This is a genomic window from Mycobacterium kiyosense (assembly GCA_021654635.1).
GTDB classification, from domain to species: Bacteria; Actinomycetota; Actinomycetes; order Mycobacteriales; family Mycobacteriaceae; genus Mycobacterium; species Mycobacterium kiyosense.
In genome coordinates, this window is the sequence record AP025179.1 from 631,822 (window position 1) to 652,206 (window position 20,385).

14 protein-coding genes, 1 tRNA gene and 5 pseudogenes are annotated in these 20,385 nt (G+C 65.2%); 10 read left to right on the top strand and 10 right to left on the bottom strand.

The window, feature by feature from the left end:
• Positions 1-10: 10 nt before the first annotated feature.
• The 5 genes and pseudogenes from L6444_RS30405 to L6444_RS02960 all read left to right on the top strand — a co-directional run.
• Positions 11-193: pseudogene (locus L6444_RS30405) on the top strand (NAD-dependent epimerase/dehydratase family protein); the annotation flags it as partial.
• Entirely contained in the window at positions 177-455 is a 279-nt protein-coding gene (locus L6444_RS30410) for an NAD-dependent epimerase/dehydratase family protein (RefSeq protein ID WP_459551931.1), read from the top strand. The pseudogene L6444_RS30405 and the gene L6444_RS30410, both read left to right, overlap by 17 nt.
• A 4-nt stretch (positions 456-459) precedes the next feature.
• Positions 460-990 carry an NAD-dependent epimerase/dehydratase family protein gene (locus L6444_RS02950; protein ID WP_236980364.1) on the top strand — a complete coding sequence of 177 codons (531 nt, stop codon included), beginning with the start codon at positions 460-462 and terminating at the stop codon, positions 988-990.
• A gap of 653 nt (positions 991-1,643) precedes the next feature.
• Positions 1,644-2,657: a hypothetical protein gene (locus L6444_RS02955; protein WP_236980366.1), complete on the top strand. Its 1,014-nt coding sequence runs from the start codon at positions 1,644-1,646 to the stop codon at positions 2,655-2,657.
• A 191-nt stretch (positions 2,658-2,848) separates the two neighbouring features.
• A pseudogene (locus tag L6444_RS02960) lies at positions 2,849-4,008 on the top strand (IS3 family transposase).
• 557 nt (positions 4,009-4,565) lie between these two features.
• On the opposite strand, the gene L6444_RS02965 reads toward L6444_RS02960, so the two are convergent.
• The 9 genes and pseudogenes from L6444_RS02965 to L6444_RS03005 form a co-directional block, all read right to left on the bottom strand.
• Complete coding sequence (locus tag L6444_RS02965) at positions 4,566-5,048, bottom strand: hypothetical protein (protein ID WP_236980368.1); 483 nt, start codon at positions 5,046-5,048, stop codon at positions 4,566-4,568.
• A 24-nt stretch (positions 5,049-5,072) separates the two neighbouring features.
• Positions 5,073-5,570, bottom strand: a complete 498-nt coding sequence (locus tag L6444_RS02970; RefSeq protein ID WP_236980370.1) for a hypothetical protein — start codon at positions 5,568-5,570, stop codon at positions 5,073-5,075.
• Positions 5,571-6,143: 573 nt separating this feature from the next.
• Positions 6,144-7,126 (bottom strand): annotated as a pseudogene (locus L6444_RS02975) (IS1634 family transposase); the annotation flags it as partial.
• A 143-nt stretch (positions 7,127-7,269) separates the two neighbouring features.
• On the bottom strand, positions 7,270-8,268 hold the full coding sequence (locus L6444_RS02980; protein WP_236980372.1) for a tyrosine-type recombinase/integrase: 999 nt from the start codon (positions 8,266-8,268) through the stop codon (positions 7,270-7,272).
• Positions 8,265-8,693, bottom strand: a complete 429-nt coding sequence (locus L6444_RS02985) for a tyrosine-type recombinase/integrase (protein WP_236980373.1) — start codon at positions 8,691-8,693, stop codon at positions 8,265-8,267. The genes L6444_RS02980 and L6444_RS02985 overlap by 4 nt, the downstream gene beginning before the upstream one ends.
• Positions 8,663-9,235, bottom strand: a complete 573-nt coding sequence (locus L6444_RS02990; RefSeq protein WP_236980375.1) for a hypothetical protein — start codon at positions 9,233-9,235, stop codon at positions 8,663-8,665. The genes L6444_RS02985 and L6444_RS02990 overlap by 31 nt, the downstream gene beginning before the upstream one ends.
• Positions 9,214-10,204, bottom strand: a pseudogene (locus L6444_RS02995) (tyrosine-type recombinase/integrase). The gene L6444_RS02990 and the pseudogene L6444_RS02995 overlap by 22 nt, the downstream one beginning before the upstream one ends.
• A 144-nt stretch (positions 10,205-10,348) precedes the next feature.
• Positions 10,349-11,013, bottom strand: a pseudogene (locus L6444_RS03000) (IS1634 family transposase); the annotation flags it as partial.
• A 729-nt stretch (positions 11,014-11,742) separates the two neighbouring features.
• Positions 11,743-11,816, bottom strand: a tRNA-Gly gene (locus L6444_RS03005).
• A 606-nt stretch (positions 11,817-12,422) separates the two neighbouring features.
• Between L6444_RS03005 and L6444_RS03010 the strand changes: the two genes are divergently transcribed.
• The 5 genes from L6444_RS03010 to L6444_RS03030 all read left to right on the top strand — a co-directional run bounded on the left by L6444_RS03010 (position 12,423) and on the right by L6444_RS03030 (position 18,617).
• Positions 12,423-13,109 carry a hypothetical protein gene (locus L6444_RS03010; RefSeq protein WP_236980379.1) on the top strand — a complete coding sequence of 229 codons (687 nt, stop codon included), beginning with the start codon at positions 12,423-12,425 and terminating at the stop codon, positions 13,107-13,109.
• A 26-nt stretch (positions 13,110-13,135) separates the two neighbouring features.
• Positions 13,136-13,708, top strand: coding sequence for a dCTP deaminase (gene dcd / locus L6444_RS03015; RefSeq protein WP_236980381.1), 573 nt, complete (start codon positions 13,136-13,138; stop codon positions 13,706-13,708).
• A 92-nt stretch (positions 13,709-13,800) separates the two neighbouring features.
• Positions 13,801-15,399 carry a DUF7159 family protein gene (locus L6444_RS03020; protein ID WP_459561270.1) on the top strand — a complete coding sequence of 533 codons (1,599 nt, stop codon included), beginning with the start codon at positions 13,801-13,803 and terminating at the stop codon, positions 15,397-15,399.
• A 409-nt stretch (positions 15,400-15,808) separates the two neighbouring features.
• Positions 15,809-17,209: a DUF7159 family protein gene (locus L6444_RS03025; RefSeq protein WP_444980245.1), complete on the top strand. Its 1,401-nt coding sequence runs from the start codon at positions 15,809-15,811 to the stop codon at positions 17,207-17,209.
• 76 nt (positions 17,210-17,285) lie between these two features.
• Positions 17,286-18,617 (top strand): UDP-glucose dehydrogenase family protein, encoded by a 1,332-nt coding sequence (locus tag L6444_RS03030; RefSeq protein ID WP_236980387.1) that lies wholly within the window; start codon positions 17,286-17,288, stop codon positions 18,615-18,617.
• Here L6444_RS03030 and L6444_RS03035 read toward each other — a convergent pair.
• On the bottom strand, positions 18,586-20,382 hold the full coding sequence (locus L6444_RS03035) for an N-acyl-D-amino-acid deacylase family protein (RefSeq protein ID WP_370653069.1): 1,797 nt from the start codon (positions 20,380-20,382) through the stop codon (positions 18,586-18,588). The genes L6444_RS03030 and L6444_RS03035 overlap by 32 nt on opposite strands.
• Positions 20,383-20,385: the final 3 nt, after the last annotated feature.

A 20,385-nucleotide genomic window follows, 5' to 3' on the forward strand; every position in this document is an offset into this window, starting at 1 on the left:
GCCAGGGAATATGAAGGTGTTGGTGACAGGCGCACTGGGCAACGTCGGTTTGTACACGGTGCGTGCGCTGCTGGACGAAGGGCACGACGTCGTCGCATTCGACCTGCCGTCCCGCAGAGCGCGCCGGCTGGCGTCGCGTCTCGCCGACCGGGTGCAGGCGATCTGGGGCGATATCACTGAGCCCGACGAGGTCCGCTCAGCGCTTGGGGGGAGTGGACGCGGTAATTCATCTGGCGGCCATCATTCCGCCTGCCTCGGAGCGAATTCCGGACATCGCCCGGCGGGTCAACCTCGACGCGACGTGCCGGTTGATCGAGCTGATGGCGGAGTCGCGCGCCGCCAAACGACTGGTTTTCGCGTCGTCGATCGGAATATTCGGCGACGTCCAGGATCGCGAACCACCCCCTTCGCGTCGACACACCGGTACATCCCACCGACGAGTACGGACGCCATAAAGTATTGTGCGAGAAAGCAATTCGGCAGTCCGGATTGCGGTGGAGCATTCTGCGGCTGGCCGCCGTGTCGCCAATTCATCTGCAGGCGCAGGATCCCAGCATCATGTTCGAGTCCAGTCCCAACGCGCGGTTCGAGTTTCTGCACCCCGCCGACGCCGGCACGGCCTTCGCCCGCGCCGTGGCATGCGAAGAAACCGTCGGCAAGACGCTCTACATCGCGGGCGGAACGCAGTGTCGAATGACCTACCACGACTTCATCAATGCCCTGATGACCGCGATCGGGATCGGCCCGCTGCCCGCCGAGGCGTTCGCGCCCGGCGACCCGCCCCGCTTCGCCGGCGACTGGGTGGATACCGAGGAAAGCCAGCGCCTGTTGCGATACCAACAGCGTGGGTTGCGCGAACAACTCGACGACATGAAGAAAGACTTCGGCATCCTGGTGCCGATCATCCGGCTGGTGCGTCCGCTGGCGAATCGCTTTGTTGTCAGCAAATCCGCTTACCTGCAAGAGAATCGGCGCCGGGTCAGGTTATAGCCCGCCAGCCTGCTGGCACTCGCGAAATCTGAAGCCGAGGATTCTTGGGCCTCCGCAACCGTCATCGCAGGTTTCGGCGAACAGATCGGCACGTCTGAGTTTGTGTCCACGGGCGTCGCTCGGTGCTGTGGCTAGGCCACGCACTTCTGGGTGGCGTTGACGTCTCCATAACTCGGACCAACTCTGTCGTTAGTCCGAGTTATATCGATAAGTCGGACTGTCCCTCGGAGCTAATCGGGGTTTCGGGAGCATTGGCGCACCCGCGGTGGACTGCTGCGAAGCCACGTCTGTCGCGGTCGGTGACCTAGCGTCCACGTCGCTGACAGCGCGGTACCCAAACCGGCCGATTCGAACGGACCGAACCGCGCGTTGTCGCTGCTCAGCCGTGGAGCCGATGACGGGAATCGAACCCGCGTATTCAGCTTGGGAAGCCGTTTCTCGGACCGAACGGGTGAGCGATAAACGCTGGTCGGCGGGTTGCAAAGTGTGCGCGAATCCTGCTTCGACCTGCGGTTGCAGTCCGGCTGCGGGCGTTCTCGGTACGGGTCCGTACGACCGCAATACGGGTCCGGTCGGGGGTACAGCCGGGGTACGGGAAGACACGCACGCTGACACGCCGAGTTGTGTCGGTAGCCGCTGGGAGAATGCTGGACGTGAGCGCGTTGTCCGACTTCCTCACCCAGCCCGGCTTCTGGTGGGGTGTGCCGCTGGGGGCGGTCGTCACCGGAGTCATCGCGCCGCTCATCACGGCCCGGTCGGTGCGCGCCAGCGACGCACGCAAGGCGACGCAGGAGCGCGAGATGCTGGCGTTGAAGGCCGAGCAGGATGAGAAGGCTCAGGTGCGCAAGGAGGCGCGGGAAGACCAGGAGTCCAACCGCAAGATCATCCGCGAGACGGCGACGGCCTTCGGCGAGGTGTGCTCAGCGATCCTTGAGAAGGCGATGGACAACAAGAGCATCTTCAACGCCGTAATGGACGCGGCGCTGACGATGGAGGGCATGCCGGACAAGAAGGCTCTCGACAAGATCGAGTATTCGATCGACCTCATGGACGAGACCAAGAAGCTCACTACCGCGTACAACAACCTCCGCGTCGTCGCGCCGGTCTCGCTGCTCAGAAAAGCGACCGCGCTGAACGCGGCCATCATGGCTCTCGTCGGAGCGACGACGATGCCGCTGAAGAAGCCGCCACTAATGAACCAGGCGGGCAAAGCGTTCGATGAGTTCACCAATGCGGTCCGCGCAGAGCTGGGTCTCGACGCCTACACAGCCGAAGATGTTGAGCGGTCGAAAGCTACGTACCTTGACGCGCTGCAAAAGCAGGTGAGCGACTACATCAAGGAGACGCAGGACGAGGCCCGCCGCTTTGGTTTCCTGGAGCCTGGCTCGGTACCAATCACGACGATCCAGGCTGGCGACCTCACAGAGGAGCACGTCGGCAAGTTCGTTGGGTGCCACGATCCCGCCTCGGGGTTCAACTACGGCGCGAAGATTCTGAAGGTCATCCGCGTTGAGGAGGGGAGCCGACCGGGAATGCTCGTCCGCATCCAACACCCGCCGATTCCCGGCGGGAAGCCAGCGCATCAAGAGCGCATGCGGCTCCGGTTTGAACACGAGGTCCAGCTAGTGGACCTGCCGGACCTCAAACGGCCGAACGGGTCTGCCTAAGTTGACCGGTGATAGCGGGTTCGCGCTGCTGGCACCACTACCGCTACCACCGGGGTCATTGGGTAAGGCCTGGGCACAAGGACATCCTTCCAGCTTGCCCACGCTGGGCAAGCCAACTCAGATGACCTGACATACCTTTCGGGTTCCAGATTCGGTGACTAAGTGACGGCCTGTACGAAAGGTTGACTGTCATGCCACGCCCGTATCCGGCCGAGTTCCGTGCCCGCGCGATCGCGCTCGTGCGCGCCGGAAAGCCGCAGAAGCAGACCGCGGACGACCTCGGCATCCATCCCGTGACGTTGTCGAAATGGATCAAACAGGATGACATCGACCGCGGGGTGCGTCCCGGTGTCCCGACGAGCGAATCAACAGAGTTGCGAGCAGCGCGGCGAAGGATCCGCGAGCTGGAAACCGAGTTGGCCATCGTGCGCCAGGCCGCCGCGTTCCTTGGGGAGGACAAGCCCCGCCCAAAAGGATCTATCCGGTGATCGACCGACTGGTCGGCGCCGGGGCGCCTGCGGACCGCTGCTGCGTCATTCTTGGTGTGACACGCCAGAACTACTACAAACACAAGCGAAAACCGACCACAGCCACCCAACTGCGCCGGCAATGGTTGACCGGACTGATCCGCGAGATCCACGTCGCCTCACGGGGCACCTACGGCTATCGCCGCGTCCACGCTGAACTCACCCTCGGTATGGGGATCACGGTCTGCCCCCGCACCGTGTCGGTCCTGATGACCCTCGCCGGCATCTACGGTTTGCCCGGTCCAGTGCGGGTGAAACGGCTGCGCGGGGTGGTCACTGCTGATGATCTGGTCAACCGCAAGTTCCACCGACTCGCACCAAATGAGTTGTGGGTCACCGACATCACGCAACATAGGACCCGGGAAGGATGGCTGTACTGCTGTGCTGTTCTCGACGCGTTCAGCCGCAGGATCGTGGGCTGGTCGATGGATTCGAAGGCTGATGCCACGCTCGTGGTCAACGCATTGGATATGGCCATCCGTAATCGTCGTCCATCTCCCGGTGGAATAGTGCATGCGGATCACGGAACCCAGTTCACCTCTTGGGTTTTCGGCGAGAAGATCCGTTCTGCCGGGCTGGTGCCGTCGTTCGGGACGATCGGTGACGGCCTGGACAACGCGATGATGGAAAGCTTCTGGTCCTCGATGCAGATCGAGCTACTCGACCGCCAGACGTGGAAAACCCGGGTCGAGCTGGCCAACGCGATCTTCGACTACCTGGAGATCTTCCACAACCGTCAACGCCGCCACTCAGCACTCGGCTATCGCACCCCGATCGAGTACGAACTATCCTTCACCAACGACACCCTCACCGCCGTCAGTTAGCCACCGCGACTGGAACCCATTGGGTAGGGCAGGTCAAGATGTCACCTATTCGTGCAGCAGACCCATTCCTATTTCCTGGGGGAGCGTTCAGACCTACTACGTCGGCTACGCGGCGACTCAGCTCTGATCATCGCGGAAGGCCGGGCGAGACCAACGAGCATCCGAGAACACAGGATCAGGTTTGAGACGCTTTGGATTCCGGCCAGGTGCCGTCGCGCCGTTCTCGTTCGCTGCGTGGCCGGGGTCGGCGTCCAATCCCAGTGCGTACGCGAACGGCCCCGACGTCCGATTGACACATCGGTTCATCAATGGAAAGCCTGTGATTCGAACAATTGTGAGGATGTCCCGAGTTCCGTGGAACTTCGGTGGCGGCCCGGTGAACATCAGGCTGCGCTCCCCTGATCATTGTGCTGCACGACGGGTACGACAGTTTTGGCGACCTCGCGCTCGCCCAGGCTGAGCGCCGTGACCTTCGGGACTGAGCGGCTCCACCGGTCGGAGCACCGCAAACCGGAATAGCTCTTCCATTTCCCCAACCTAAATTAGATTAGCTTTGGTTAAATGAACACAATCCTGCCGCGCAGGGTCGTATTGTAGACGAGACGGCTAATCATTCCTAGTCCATCGACGTTGACATATGCGGAGATACTGTCGAATAAATTGCTCACTAGGTTTCCATCACGATCCGGTGCGCTGCTAAGGGACGTATCCCAGGCTAATCCTCCGTTGTATGTCCCCGTCGTTTCCATACCGTTGACGACCACGAATGTCGCCGGACCCGAATGAACCTGAAAAAAGGGAAAAGCCACTTCAGGCGGCGGGTACGCTATTCCGTAAAGATCCAAGGCATACGTCAGCGGACTCTGGAGGTCTTGATACCCGACTATCGGATAACTTGACCCAGGACGAGGATGTCCGTCGTTTCCCAGAAGGGTTAATTCATGCACACCCGACAGTGTGAGTATCCACTCCTGATTAGCAATTTGATCCGCAGGTAGTAACGGCGAAGCCGGCACGATGGTCCAGCTTGTCCCGGTCATGGGCACCCCATTCTACTTGAATCGTTACTCGCGCTCGGGTTTCCCAAGGAGTGAAATTTGTCCGACCATGGTGATGCTGTATGCGACTTCAGTAATGATGGACGGCAGTTCCACCGAGATATCTACGTCGATGCCTTGGAAGTTTCGATCTTGATTTGGAAGGAAGGGGGTGAGCCTCCATCCAGTCAGCTTAAAACCATTGTTGGCCTCTACGCCGGTCACAGCTGCGAAAGGTGCCCACATCTTTAGGTTAAGCGCAAGGGTCTGTCCGGCCAAGATCGGACCGCCAAATACGGAGGACAATGGACTATGCAGGTCTGGCACAATTCGCAATGTCTCAGAAATCCACGTCAAGGTCTCGCCATCTCCGCCAAAGCCCACGGAGCATAAGCCGGTAAGAACTACAAGCCATAGCTCGCTCGAATCGCCTGGCCGCTGTCCGCTGTCGGCGGCGGCCGCGGGAACGCCGACCGCAGGAGTAATCAGCCAATTCTGACTAGCAATAGGTACAACAACAGCCATCGCGCCTCCTACCGCCCGAATGCAAAATTTGAACCGCGATTATGCTTGCGCGCGCGGGGTCGACTTTACAGGACAACTATGGAACCCCCCGACGGTGACACGAAACCCAGATGCCTCAAGATGATCAGGACCCTACGGCGACGATGTGTAGCACGGGATCTCACCCCAACAGCGGCGAGATTACATTTCCAGCTGATTCACAGGGCGGAAACTGGTTCGTCGTATGATCGCCCCGGCGTGTTCTCGTTCAAGGTGTAGATGCCGGGACATCGAGATGGGTCGTGTAGTCGGCGAACGGGCGCATCGTGCCGGGGAACGAAATCTTGGGGTGCCGGAAGTACGTGTTGCCGGTGTAGAGCGTGATGCGGCTCCGGGTCGTGTCGAGAGGTTGCCCGTTTGCCGTAATGCGCGCCGGGCCACCTTGATGTCGACCGCGTAAAAGCCACCGGCGAACGCGGGTCCGTTGAGTTCAAGATCGGGATAGCCACGCTCAGTGCCCCGAGTCGCGTTGGCTCCGTCGAGCTTCTCTACTAAGTCAACAAGGGAGCTCACGCCTGAGTTAGGACATTTTGCTTAGTGCCCCGGTTGGGGGATGTTGAGGCTGGCCAGAATTTGTCGCTGGGGCTCGGGGACCTCGGGTGGGAATGTCTCGGTGGTCCCGTTGATGGCGATGGTTGCTGAGCGAAGGGGCCGCAGCTGCTTGATGACGTTGGCGATGGCCAGGCCGGTGCGTTCCTGGATGTTGTGGGCCACGGCCAGGGCGGTGACGACGATCGTGAGGTGGGCTTCGATGGCGTCGCGGGTGCGGTGGAACATCGGTCGGGCGCGAAGGTCGCTCTTGGACATGCGAAATGACCGTTCCACTCGCCACAACTCGTGGTAGTGGGCGATCACTTCTCCCGCGGGCATGACCGTGGTGGGGACGTTGGTGACGTATCCCTTGAGGCCGACCAGCGATTGCGCGCGGGCCAGGGCAGCCTCATCGAGCACGCGGTCTCCGGCAGCGGTCTTAACGAAGCGAGTGGATTTGGCGACACGGTCACCGTTGATCACCGCCCGCGCACGAGATTCTTGGGCGTAGAGGGTCTTCTGGTCGCGGCGTGCCCGTTTGGCCGAGTACGACCAGATCGCCCGCCAGGCGTTGGTGTGTTCGTCGGGATCCCAGACTGGCTCAGCGCGGTGCGTCACATCGTTGACGGTGCTGTTGGCGTGCCGAGGGCTGACAGTGTCGATGATCTGCCCGTCAGTGAAAACGTCGCCATGCCAATGGAAATGCGACTCCAGATCGCCGGGCGCTTTGGTCATCCGCGATCCGACGATGAACCCAGCGGCCTCTCATCCAGCGCGGCCAGGTTCGACGCCGACAGCATGCCGGCATCAGCGGCGTCACCATCGGCGTGTCACCGAGATCATGGCGGGCCGCAGACGCGGTAACGACCGGTCAGCGTGGTGGTCTCGGCGGTGTTTCCCTCGAAACAGCCGATCTCCAAAGGGAATCCGCTGCGGTCGACCAACAGCCCGACAACGATTTGAGGATCGACACGACGCTCCTTGGAGTTATGCCGAGCTCGGCATAATTCCAATTATCCCGAGGTCGTGATTATGCCGATCCCGGTGCCGGCGTGGCGATTCTCGTGCAGGTCGACGGAGGTTTCGGGGGCGGTTCGCGCGGCATAATCGTGCTCCGTGCTGCTGGTCGTCAGAGGTGTTGGAGGAAGTTGATGAGGTCATCGGCTGGCCGGTAGCGGCCGGGGGTGGTGTTCGGTCCGCTGACGCGGCTCAGGGCGCGTTCTTTGACGGTCATGTCGGCGTGCAGATAGATGTGGGTTGTGACCGGGCTTTGGTGGCCGAGCCAGAGGGCGATGACGGAGGTGTCGATGCCGGCATGCAGCAGCGCCATCGCCGCGGTGTGACGCAGCGTGTGCGGAGTGACGCGCTTGGCGGCGATCGATGGGCATGTATGGGCCGCTGCGGCAGCATGTTTGGTGACGAGCCGTTGAACCGCGTCTGCCGACATCGGTGTCGTGCGTTGGGTCGGAAAGGCTGGACTGCTGGCAGCAGTACCGGCCTCTGGCAGCCAAGCGCGCAGGACGGTCGTGGTGGGTTTGGTCAGCGGTGTGCTGCGTTCTTTTCGGCCTTTTCCGGTGGTGTGCACGGCGGCTCCCGGTGTCGTGGTGATGACATCGCTGATGCTCAGCGTGGTGATCTCTGAGACCCGAAGACCGGTCGTGACGGCGGTGAGCAGCAGCGCGTGGTCGCGTCGGCCGTACCAGGTGGTTCGGTCCGGCGCGGCCAGGAGCGCATCGGTCTCGGTGCTGGTCAGATACGACACGGTCGCTTGGTTATGGCGGCGTTGCGGGATCGCCAAGATCTGACTGGCCGTGTGAGCGCATTCTGGGGTCAGCGGCAGCGCATAGCGGTAGAACGAATGGATCGCGGCCAGTCGTGCATTGCGGGTTGCGGTGCTGTTGTGGCGTTCGGTGTCAAGGTAATTCAGGAAAGCTCCGATCATCGTGGCGTCGAGATCATCGAGTGTCAGCTGCGCCGGAGATCGCTTGGTCTGGCCGGCGGTGAAGGTCAGCAGGAGTTTGAAGGTGTCCCGGTAGGCCGCGATGGTCTGTGGACTGGCCTGCAGGTGGCGCATCAGCCGGTCGATGAAGAACCCTTGCAGCAGCGAACTCAGCGTCGGGGTGGTCATGGCGCCGGCTTTGCGGCAGAGGTTTGGGCGGCGTTGTCGAGGCGGTCGGCGGCAAGGGTGAGCAGTTCGGGCACTGCCTGCAGATACCAGTAGGTCGAGGCGGGATCGACGTGGCCGAGCCAGGTTGACAGCAGTGGCAGTCGCGCTTGAACGTCGTGGCCGTCGCGGTACCAGTGGATCATCGTGGTCACCGCGAAGGTGTGGCGCAGATCGTGCAGGCGGACTGGCCGGTGCCCCGGCGCGGTGGCCAACCCGGCGGCCGCGACGATCTCACGGAAGGTGGCAGTGAGCCGGTCCGGAGATATCGGTGCGCGCCGGGTGTTGAGGAAAACCGTTGCGCTGCTGTGTGTGCCGGCCCCGACCCATGCTTGGCGGGCCTGTAGGTAGTCGGCGATCACGGTGGCGGTGCTCGGGTGGATGAACACCAGCCGGGACTTGCCGAACTTCGTCTCCAGAACTTGAATCCTCCGCCGGCCAGGTTGACGTCGCTGACGGCCAGCCGACACGCTTCGCCCGGGCGTAGCCCGGTGGCGGCCAGCAGCCCGATCATTGTTCGCCACGTCAGCGCCTTGAACGCTGGCTCCAGGATGCCTGTCGCGGCCAGCAGCGCGCAGATATCGTTCTGGCTGAGAATATTTGGCGGCTTGGGCCGGTAGCGTCGCGGCCGGTGCTCTTCGGCTGGGATCTGGGTGAGCGGATCCAACGCATGCTGGTATCGGGCGAAGATCCGCACCGCGTCCAGTCGGCGAGCTATCAACGCGTCTCTGACCGGGACCTTGATCGGGGTGGTGGCCCATTGGACTGCGAGGTCGTTGTGGACCCGGGTGGCTCCACGTTGCTCGCAGAACTCGACGAAACTCCACAGCAGCTTGCTCAGGCCTTCGAGTTTGAATCCCAGCGCCCGGCGGGTCGCTAGGTAGTCAGTGACGTTCTCGCGCAATGTCTTCATGACCGTGCCCCCGGCCATGGGCGCGCCATGCCTTGACCGGCATCGGGATCTGTCTTCGCGGTGATCGTCGGCCAGGGCCGGGCCAAGGGCCGCAATGCGACGTCATCGACCTTGGCGTAGATGGCGGTGGAGCGCGCGCTGCGGTGGCGCAGCACCTGACTCACCTCCGGCAGTGAGGCCCCACAGCGCAGCATCTGCGTGGCCAGCGTGTGACGAACGGTGCGCGTTGATGCGCTCCAACCCAGCGTCTCGGCACGCCGCGGCCACCAGGTGAGCGATCACTGCGGTCGATATCGGACGCCCTGCGGGCTTGACGGTAGTGAACACCGATCGCGTCGCGCAGGCCGGCCTGCCGTCGACCAGCCACGCCGCGATCGCCTCACCGGGTTCCGATGGCAGAGGCAAACGCTCCACGTGGTTGCCTTTGCCGACGATGATCAGTTCTCCTGCCCGCCAATCGATATCGTCGAGACCAAGAGCGGCGATCTCGCCTCTGCGGAGCCCGAGTCGGGCCAACAACAGCAAGATTGCGTAATCGCGCCGATTGGTAGCAGTCCAGCAGTGACGCGACGCGACACCCAGGAGATGCTCAAGATCTGCAGCCGGTACTGCCTTGGGAAGCGACGCCAAATGCCATGCCGCCGACACTGGAACCGCCCCCGACAGATCGGCCGATATGCGGCCGGTCGCGTGGGCGAATCGCAGGAAGGAACGCACCGACCGCGCCATCGACTTCGCCGAATTCGTATTGCGGTCACTGCAGAACTCGACCATGAACTCAGTGACCATGCCGGCATCCAGAAGGCACACCGAGACCTCAGCGGGCTGAGCCAACATCCCGAGGAACTGCGCAACCGCCTTGCTGTAGTTGCTCACCGTCACTGGCGCCAAACCCCGCTGACGGTCCAGCCACTGCTCGTACTCGATGAGCAAGTCATCGATCCACGCCGGGCGATCACCGGCATCGATACTGCGTGTGCGATCCATGGGTTTCTCCTCCTGATAGGCAAATCAATGCACCATCAGGAAGGCACACCATGTCCTCGCGCAGCACGATTATGCCGCGCGAACCGCCCCCGAAACCTCCGTCGACCTGCACGAGAATCGCCACGCCGGCACCGGGATCGGCATAATCACGACCTCGGGATAATTGGAATACCCGACCTTGCGCAGGTCGTCCTCATTCTCGGCCTCGAAATACAGGGTGGTGACGTCAAGCAGAAGGCTCAGCCCGCCCCGATCCGGGGCGTGGGTGAAGCATTCGGCCGCGATCTGCTCCCGGTAGTTGCCGGTGTTGACCTTGGCGAGATGCCGTTGAACCGTCCTGTAGGACACGGTGTCTGCACCGAGGTCAGCGAGTACTCGAGGCAGCGTCGACGCTTGCTGAGTGGGCTCGACGTCGGGCGATCGCCAGTCCCGAAAGCACCACTCGACCCATCGAAGCCCAGCCAGTCATAAACCGTGCCGAGCACGTCGTAGAGCAACCGCGAATGTGTGGCCGCGGTACGCCCGGCCGGCACCGGAGCACCCTTGGACACACCTGGCGACAAGGACAAGGTGCCCGAGCGCCAGTCGGCGACGCCATCGATGGACTGGGTCCGAGCGGGCACCTCGATATCGAGAACGCCTTGATCCTCGGCCGCGATACGGCGGGCCTGCTCAAGCAAAATCCCCAGCTGAGCATCGGTGTGCGCCGATCCCACATGCGCCAGGATTGTCCGCTGACCTCGATGTTTCCGCACGACCTGCACCGCCACCGCGCCCGAGGCCGTGCGCACCTTCCGCACGTACGCCACCGCCCGAAACTACCCGCTTAGTGCCCCAAACAGGGCACTAAGCTAACAGAACTCGCAGGTCAGCGAATCGCAGTTTCAAAAGACGGCCGAAGGTGACCTAAGTCAGGCGGGACATCGAGATGGGTCGTGTAGTCGGCGAACGGGCGCATCGTGCCGGGGAACGAAATCTTGGGGTGCCGGAAGTACGTGTTGCCGGTGTAGAGCGTGATGCGGCTCCGGGTCGTGTCGAGAGGTTGCCCGTTTGCCGTAATGCGCGCCGGGCCACCTTGATGTCGACCGCGTAAAAGCCACCGGCGAACGCGGGTCCGTTGAGTTCAAGATCGGGATAGCCACGCTCAGTGCCCCGAGTCGCGTTGGCTCCGTCGAGCTTCTCTACTAAGTCAACAAGGGAGCTCACGATGCCGACCTCCATCACGTTGGCGAGTGCGGCGGGTTCCTTTGGGCAGCGGCAAGATATGGCAGCCGGTCTCCAGCCCCTGCTGGAGGTCCGCTTCGTCCTTCGCGACGAGCGGCCACTTGTACTCGCCTCGGAGGCGGTACACGCCGCCGATACCAAAGTCATATGCGCTGCACCGTGCACGAAGCCAATCCTCGACCGCCACCCGTTTCCCCACGGCTGGCAGCTTGCCGGCTTCGATTCAGCGCTACATAGCGAACCGGCTCACGGGACCGTTACGGGACCGTCCGCTTCAGCGGAGCACCTACTGGGCACGTCGGCCCTGCTAGACGTGGAGCCGATGACGGGAATCGAACCCGCGTATTCAGCTTGGGAAGCTGATGTTCTGCCATTGAACTACATCGGCACAGTGCTCAGAAAGGCTAGCACCGGCCGATCGAAACCGGGGCGGGGGTCGAACAATCCCGGTCGATTCCGGTGACTACCGGGAAGCCCTCCGCGGCCTCCTCGAGAGGGACGACCAGATGCCGATACGGTCCCGTGCGGCCGATCGTGGCCGTCAGCGGACGTGATGCTGGCCACTTGCACAGCACCGTCGGGCAGGCCGGGACCCACCCACCCGGCGGAGGCTCCGGGGCCCTCCGCGAGACCGTCGGCGAGGTCGACGAGCCCCGCTATCGCCGTTGAGATCTGCGGGGCCCACTGGACGCCGCTCAACCGGATCGACGGTGAATCCCCCTGCACTCCTGCAAGGATCCAAACGCGAATCACCTTGCGCTACAACATGTTTGCGCGCTCGCCCGTCGTCGCGCCGGCGCTGCCGGCCTCCGGTTGGTGCTGGCGAGGCTACGCGCGCCAGATGCCCAACGAGCTGTCGGAGCTGCGCGTCGACGTACCCCCGAAGCCGCCCGAATTACAGCGATGTAAGCCGCAACGACGATTCTCATAAATGGTCGAACATGAATGCGTTTACCCTTTCGTTATTATTCGTAACCCTCTATCGTGACCTTTTGTGGGCAGGCACGAGTTAGCCACGAAGAGGCGAAAGGCGCCAGCATGGCTGGCTAAGGCCATCGTCCCGGCGGCTGCGCTCTTCGCGGTGGCCGGCGCGCTCGGCGCCGACGTGAACCCCACCGCCGCCCGCGCAGAGATAAAGCCGGTCGCCACAAACAATTCCCGACCGCCATGCTGCATTCAGATTGCGACAGAAGAAGCGCAGGCGCTCGACACCTCTCGCATGCGGTTCGACATCGAAGAGATGGCCCCGGCGCAGCGCACCCGTGCCGACCGATCGCGTGTCGACCTGGGCAGCCGGGCGCTGCCCGCCGGACGCGCACCGGAGCAAGGCTTGCAGGTCAAGACCATCCTGGTGGAGCGCGCCATCAGTGCGATGTTCCCGGAGATCCACCAGATGGGCGGTGTTCGTCCCGACGCCCTGCGCTGGCATCCCGAGGGCCTGGCAGTAGACGTGATGATCCCCGACCCGAGCTCGGAGGAAGGCATCGAGCTGGGCAACGCGATCGTCACGTTCGTCATGCAGAACGCCGACCGGTTCGGCATCCAGGACGCCATCTGGCGCGGCACCTACTACACGCCCGGCGGCGGCGCACAGTCCGGCGGCTACGGGCACTACGACCACGTGCATGTCACCACCACCGGCGGTGGATACCCCACCGGAGACGAGATCTACGTCCGCTGACCCGGGGCGGCAGATACGCTCGTCGCGTGCTGCTCTCCGATCGTGACCTCAGAGCCGAAATCTCCGCCGGGCGGCTGCAAATCGACCCGTTCGACGACACTTTGGTGCAGCCCTCCAGCATCGACGTCCGTCTCGACTGCCTCTTCCGGGTCTTCAACAACACCCGCTACACCCACATTGACCCGGCCAAGCAGCAGGACGAACTGACCACCCTGGTGCAACCCGACGAGGGCGAGCCATTCGTGCTGCACCCGGGTGAGTTCGTGCTCGGCTCGACGCTGGAAACGGTGACGCTGGCCGACGATCTGGCGGGACGCCTGGAGGGCAAGTCCTCCCTCGGTCGGCTGGGACTGCTGACTCACTCGACCGCCGGCTTCATCGACCCGGGCTTCAGCGGACACATAACCCTCGAGCTGTCCAACGTGGCCAACCTGCCGATCACCCTTTGGCCGGGGATGAAGATCGGCCAGTTGTGCCTGCTGCGGCTCACCAGCCCGTCTGAACGTCCCTACGGCAGCGCTGGCGTGGGGTCCAAATACCAAGGTCAGCGCGGTCCCACGCCGTCACGCTCGTATCAGAACTTCATAAGTTCTACATAGCTCCCGAGGCTGCGCCGACATCGTTAGCAGGGCTACCATTTGAGGTTGAACCTGTCCTCCTCCAATTCGTGACGAGACCTTCGGGAGGGGTTGTGGATGTCGTACTAGGGGTGTCGATGGCCCCCAATGCTGTGCGCATCGCACTGGTCGAAGGCGAAGACGCGGACGGTGTCATCGTCGAGGAGGACAGCTTCCGCCTGGGTGACGATCCGGCCGCGATGCGGTCTTCTGACCAGGTGGTTCAGGCGATCCTCGGCACCCGTGAAGGCGCGGCCGACGCTGGACTGCGCCTAGCCTCTGTCGGCGTCAGCTGGACGGACCAGGAGCAGGCTGCGGCGCTGCGCGACGCGCTGGCGGCCCGCAAGATGGAAAACGTCATGTTGGTCTCGGCGTTTCTGGCCGCGGCCGCGATGGGTCAGGCCGTCGGGGGTTCCATGGGCTACCGCCGCACCGGCGTGCTGTTCATCGAGCCCGACACCGCGACCTTGGCGGTGGTGAACACCGCTGACGGCGCGCTGTGCGACGTGCTTCGCCAGCAGTTGGCCGCCGACGACGACACCGCGATCGCCGAGCTGCAGCAGCTGGTCGCGGGCGCCGAGTCGATGCCGACCCAGCCGGACGGCATCTATGTGATCGGTTCGGGAGTCGACGTCCCGCTGATCAAGCCGGCGCTGGATGCGGCGACGACGCTGGACGTGAGTGTGCCCGAGGAACCAGAGATGGCGCTGGCTCGCGGTGCGGCGCTGGCCTCGGGCAGTTCGCCGTTGTTCGCCGCGAGCACCGCCGCGCTGGCCTATGCGCAGGATGTCGATGCTGCGGACGCGGTCACCGGCCGCGACTTCGCCTACGACCCCTGCGCGACCGACGTCTTCGAGACCGTCGACGACTACGAGGACGACGACACCGCCGACACCGCCCGGCGCAGGCCCGCGCTGCTGGTCGGCAGCGGCCTGGCGGTGGCCGCCACTGCCGCCGTGGTGGCATTCGAGGTGGCCTTGGCGCTCGATATCCGCCCGACGGTCGCGTTGCAGCCGATACCCAGCCAAAACCACCTGGTCATGCCCACCCAGTCAGCGCCGGCACCGCCGGTGGTCGCCGCACCGCAGCAGCCGAAGATCAATCTGCCGAGCGTTCCGCAGGGTGGTACCCCGCAGGTGCCGGTCCGGGCCCCCGCTCCCGCCGCACCCGCTGCTCCCGTCGTGCCGGCTGCCCCCGCCATTCCGGCACCGGCCGCGCCGGCTCCGCGGGTGCCCGACGTGGTCCTGGCCCCGCCGGTAGTGGTGCCGCAGATCCAGGTACCTGGTCCCGCGACGCTGCTGCGGCCACCGGCGATACAGGCGCCCCAGCTGCAGGTGCCGGCCTCTCCGCCGCGCGTGGAGAACCCGGTGCCGCAGGCCCCGATCGTCAAGAGTCCGCCGGCTGAGAGTGTGCCCGGGCGCGGGCCGTCCAACCCTGCTCGGGGTCCGTTCGGTGGCGGCGGTCCCGGTGCGGCGGGTGTCCCCGGCATCCCCGGCAGGCATTCCCGGCATGCCGGGCGCGGCGGTGGTCCTGGGGGTGGGTTCGGTAGCGGTCCCCTGAGCGGGGTCCGTTCGGTGGTGGGCCCCCTGAGCGGGGTCCGTTCGGCGGGGGCCGGGTACCCGCGGTCCGTTCGGTGGCGGTGGTTCCGGCGGTGGTCCCGGTGGCCCCGCTGAGCGCGGTCCGTTCGGTGGCGGAGGTCCGGGTGGCGGCTTCGGCGGTGGGCCTGCTGAGCGCGGTCCGTTCGGTGGGGGCGGTCCGGGTGGCGGGTTTGGTGGCGGCCCCGGTGCCCGCGGTCCGTTCGGTGGCGGCGGTGGTCCCGGGGCGGCTTCGGCGGCGGCGGTCCCGGCGGTGGGTTCGGGGGCGGCGGCCATGGCGGCGGCGGCTTCGGCGGTGGCGGCGGTGGCTTCGGTGGCGGCGGCCACGGGGGCGGCGGCTTTGGTGGCGGTGGAGGCGGCCACCACTAGATAGCCCCAGGCCACAGCCGTGACTTTGCGGACAAAGCGTTCTCAGATGGATAAGCCGGGCCGCCCCTGGGTACCGTGGTGAACGGGTGGGGAAGCTGCGGAGTCGATTGGGGGAATTGTGGACACCGTCCTTGGTGTGTCAATGGCACCCTCGGCAGTCGGGATGGTCCTGGTAGAGGGCGAGAACGGTGACGGCGCCCTCGTCGACCAGGAAGTATTCGACGTCGCCGCCGACCCGGCGGTGGCCAACACCGACGCCGCCGAGCAGGTGATCTCGGCGATTCTGGGGACCCGCGAAGGCGCCGCCGAGGGCGGCTACCAGCTGGCGGCGACCGGTGTCACCTGGCGGGACCAAGAGCAGGCCGAGGCGCTGCGCGACGCGCTGGCCAACCGCAAGATCGAGAACGTCATGCTGGTCTCGGCGTTCCTGGCTGCCGCCGCACTGGCGCATTCGGTCGGCAACGAGACGAACTACGCGCAGACCGCGCTGCTGTTCATCGAGCCCGACACCGCGACTCTTGCCGTCGTGGACAGCGCCGACGGCTCGATCACCGACATCCACCGTCAGCCGCTGCCCGACGACGACGACGCCGCGGTGGCCCAGCTGGCCGAGCTCGCCGCCGGCGCCGAGGCGTTGGAGACGCGCCCCGACGCGCTGTTCGTGGTCGGCTCCGGCGTGGACATCCCGCTGATCAAGCCGACCCTCGAAGCGGCCACCACCTTGCCGGTGACCGCGGCCGAGGAGCCGGAGACGGCACTGGCCCGCGGTGCAGCGCTGGCGTCGGCGAACTTTCCGCTGCTCTCTTCGTCGACGACGGCGCAGGCCTACGCCCAGGCCCCCAGCACCGGCACTCTCGAGGCATACGCGCTGGAGCCCGCCCTGTTCGACGACGTCGACGACGGACTGGCATACAGCGCCTTGGACAGTGAACACGACCTCGGCGAGCAGGAGGACAGCAAGCCGTTCGCGCTGCTCGGCAGCATCCTGGCGTCGATCTTCGTCATCGGCGTCGCGTCCCTGGTGGTTTCACTGGCGGTGAGCATGCGTAGCACCTCCAGCACGCGGCCGGAGCCCGGGCAGGCCATCGTGGCACCCCACTCGCAGGCGCCCGAAGCTCCCGCGCCCCAGGCGCCCGCGCCGCAGGCACCCGCTCCCCAGCAGGTGCCCAGCCCGGCTCCCGAGCAGGCTCCGGCGCCGCAAGTGCCTGAGCAGGCTCCGGCGCCGCAGGCCCCGGTCAACGTCCCGCAGGCGCCGGCGCCGGTGCCCGAGGCGCCGGCCCCCGTCGAAATCCCGGCACCCGCTGCTCCCGCACCCGCGGCGCCCGTGCCGGTGCCGGTTCCGGTGCTGCCGCCGATCTTCACTCCCCAGCTCCCGATCAGTCCGCAGGGGCCCGGCGGTCGCGGTGGCGGGCCGCCCGGTTTCGGCAAGGGGCCAGGCGGCGGAGGCGGCGGCCACGGTGGCGGTCACGGTGGTGGCGGTCGTGGCGGGTTCAACATCCCATTCGTCCCCGGCATCTGATTTCGCCGGATAGCTGTCATCTGCCGTTCAGCGTCGCGATGCGGTCAGCTCATCGCGACGCCCTACACACGGTGGTATGAGGTGCACCGTTTTCGGCACGGGTTATCTGGGTGCCACGCACGCCGTCGGAATGGCGGAGTTGGGGCACGAAGTCGTCGGGGTCGACATCGACCCCGGCAAGGTGGCGAAGCTGGCCGGCGGCGACATCCCCTTCTACGAGCCCGGCTTGCGAAAATTGTTGACTGCCAACCTCGCTGCGGGACGGCTGCATTTCACCACCGACTACGACATGGCGGCGGAATTCGCCGACGTCCACTTCCTGGGCGTCGGAACCCCGCAGAAGAAGGGCGAATACGGCGCCGACCTGAGGCACGTGCATGCCGTCATCGACGCGTTGGTGCCTCGCCTGAGCAGGGCGTCAGTTCTGGTCGGCAAGTCGACGGTGCCGGTCGGCACCGCGGCCGAGCTGGCCCGGCGCGCGGCGGCGCTGGCGCCTGAGGGAGTCGACGTCGAAATCGCTTGGAACCCGGAGTTTCTGCGGGAAGGGTACGCGGTGCACGACACGCTGCACCCGGACCGCATAGTGCTCGGCGTCCAGGATGGCTCGGCACGCGCCGAGGCCGCGGTGCGGGAACTGTACGGGCCCCTGCTGGCGGCCGAGGTGCCGTTTCTGGTAACCGACCTGCAGACCGCCGAACTCGTCAAGGTATCGGCGAATGCCTTTCTGGCAACCAAGATTTCGTTCATCAACGCCATCTCCGAGGTGTGCGAGGCCGCGGGCGCCGACGTCAGCGTGCTGGCCGACGCGCTCGGCTACGACCCCCGCATCGGGCGCCAATGCCTCAACGCCGGTTTGGGTTTCGGCGGCGGCTGCCTACCCAAGGACATCCGCGCGTTCATGGCGCGGGCCGGCGAGCTGGGCGCCGACCAAGCTCTGACCTTCCTGCGCGAAGTGGACAGCATCAACATGCGCCGCCGCACCCGCATGGTCGAACTGGCCACCGCGGCATGCGGCGGCTCGCTGCTGGGCGCCAACATCGCGGTGCTCGGCGCGGCGTTCAAGCCCGAATCCGACGACGTGCGCGACTCACCCGCCCTCAACGTGGCCGGCCAGTTACAGCTCAACGGCGCCGCGGTGAACGTCTACGACCCCAAGGCACTGGACAACGCCAGCCGGCTGTTCCCGACCCTGAACTACGCGGTCTCGGTCGAAGAGGCCTGCGAGCGCGCCGATGCGGTGCTGGTGCTCACCGAATGGCGGGAGTTCGTCGACCTCGATCCCGCCGACCTCGCCGACCGGGTCAGGGCCCGCGTCGTCGTCGACGGCCGCAACTGCCTGGACGTGGCCCGCTGGGAGCGCGCCGGTTGGCAAGTCTTCAGGCTGGGAGCGCGTCGCCCGGCGCGGTGACCGGTTGCGGCACAGTGCGACTGCGCCGGCCGGCGCGCAGGAAGCCGCCGGTGCGCTGGCGCCCGAGGATCTCGGTGGGCCGACCGTCACGGAACACTTCCCGGCCGGAGACGAAGACGGCCTGCACCGTCGCGTCGTTGCGGTTCACCATCCGGGATAGTCCGTCGTAGGCTTCGACACCGGCCTCGTGGTAGGCGTCCAGCGAGTCGTCGAGGCGTTGCGGGTCGAGGACCACCAGGTCGGCCCAGTCGCCCACCCGCAGGTGACCGGCGTCCAGCCCGTACCAGTCGGCCAGTTCCCCGGTGAGCCGGTGTACCGTGCGCTCGGCCGACAGGAACGGCTTGCCCTCGCGCTCGGCGTCGCGCACGTGGCGAAGCAGACGCAGCCCGGAGTTGTAGAACGCCATGTTGCGCAGGTGCGCGCCGGCGTCGGAGAATCCGATCTGCAGGCCGTTCATCCGGGCCAGGCGGCGCAACATTTTGGGCCGGTGGTTGGAAATGGTTGTGCGCCAGCGGATCTTGGTGCCGTGTTCGAGAACCAGATCGAGAAAGGCGTCCACCGGGTGCAGGCCGCCGCGTTCCACGCCGACCTGCCCGAACGACTTGCCCACCACCGATTCGTCGGGGCACGACACGATCTCGGCGTCGAAGAAATCCCGATGCCAGGCGCGCGGCCCGAACTTGGTGTCGTAATCCTTGCGGAACTGCCGCCGGTACTCCTCGTCGCGCAGCAGCTCGTTGCGCTCCAGTTCGTCCTTGAGGTGCAGCGCGGCCGCCCCGGCGCCGAACTCCTCGAACACCACCAGGTCTATCCCGTCGGCGTACACCTCGAAGGGCACCGGCAGGTGCTGGAAGCGGAAGTCGCCGCCGAACCGGTTCACCATGGCCGCAAGGAAACTCGTGAGCCAGACGCTGCCCGGGGCGGACTTCATGTCGGCGGCGGCCAGCAGACTGGTTTTGAGGTGGGGGCGGCGAATACCCAGCGACTGCAGCGCCTGCGAGACGATGTTCTGCGGATGGCTGATGTCGGGCCCGGACTGCAGGGTTCGCCCGGTGCGGCGCAGCAGCGACTTCAGCCGCCGTAGTTCCCGTCCCTTCGCGTAAGTCGACGGCAGCGTCCGCGACCGGCAGGTTTCGCCGTCGATCTTGTCGAAAAGCAGTTGCTGCGAAGACATTCCGATGAAACCGGCGTCGAGTGCCTCGCTCAGCATCTGTTCCATCCGGTCCTGCTCGGCTTTGCTGGGGCGGACGTCGTGGCGGGTGGCCCGGTCCAGTCCCATCACCGCCGTGCGCATGTCCGAGTGGCCGATGAACGCGGTCACGTTGGGGCCCAGCGGCAGCGACTCCAACGCCTCGATGTACTCGCCGGCGTTGTGCCACGTCTTGTGTTCGCCGACGATGCGCACCACGTGCTCGTGCGGGATCGCCTCCACCCGCCCGAACAGGTCGGCGGCCTCGTGAGCGTCGACGTGCACGGTGGACAGCGAGCACGACCCCAACACGATCGTGGTGACGCCGTGGCGCAGCGATTCGGAGAGTTCCGGTGCCGCCAGCACCTCGGCGTCGTAGTGGGTGTGAATGTCGATGATGCCCGGGATAACCCATTTTCCTTGGGCATCAATGACATTCGGGCAACCCTCGGTGTCCAGTCGGGTCGCCGACACGGCTGCCACCCGGCCGTCGCGGATACCGATGTCCCGGATCGCCGACGGTCCGCCGGTGCCGTCGAACCATCGGCCGTTTGCGACCACTGCGTCGTAACTCACTGC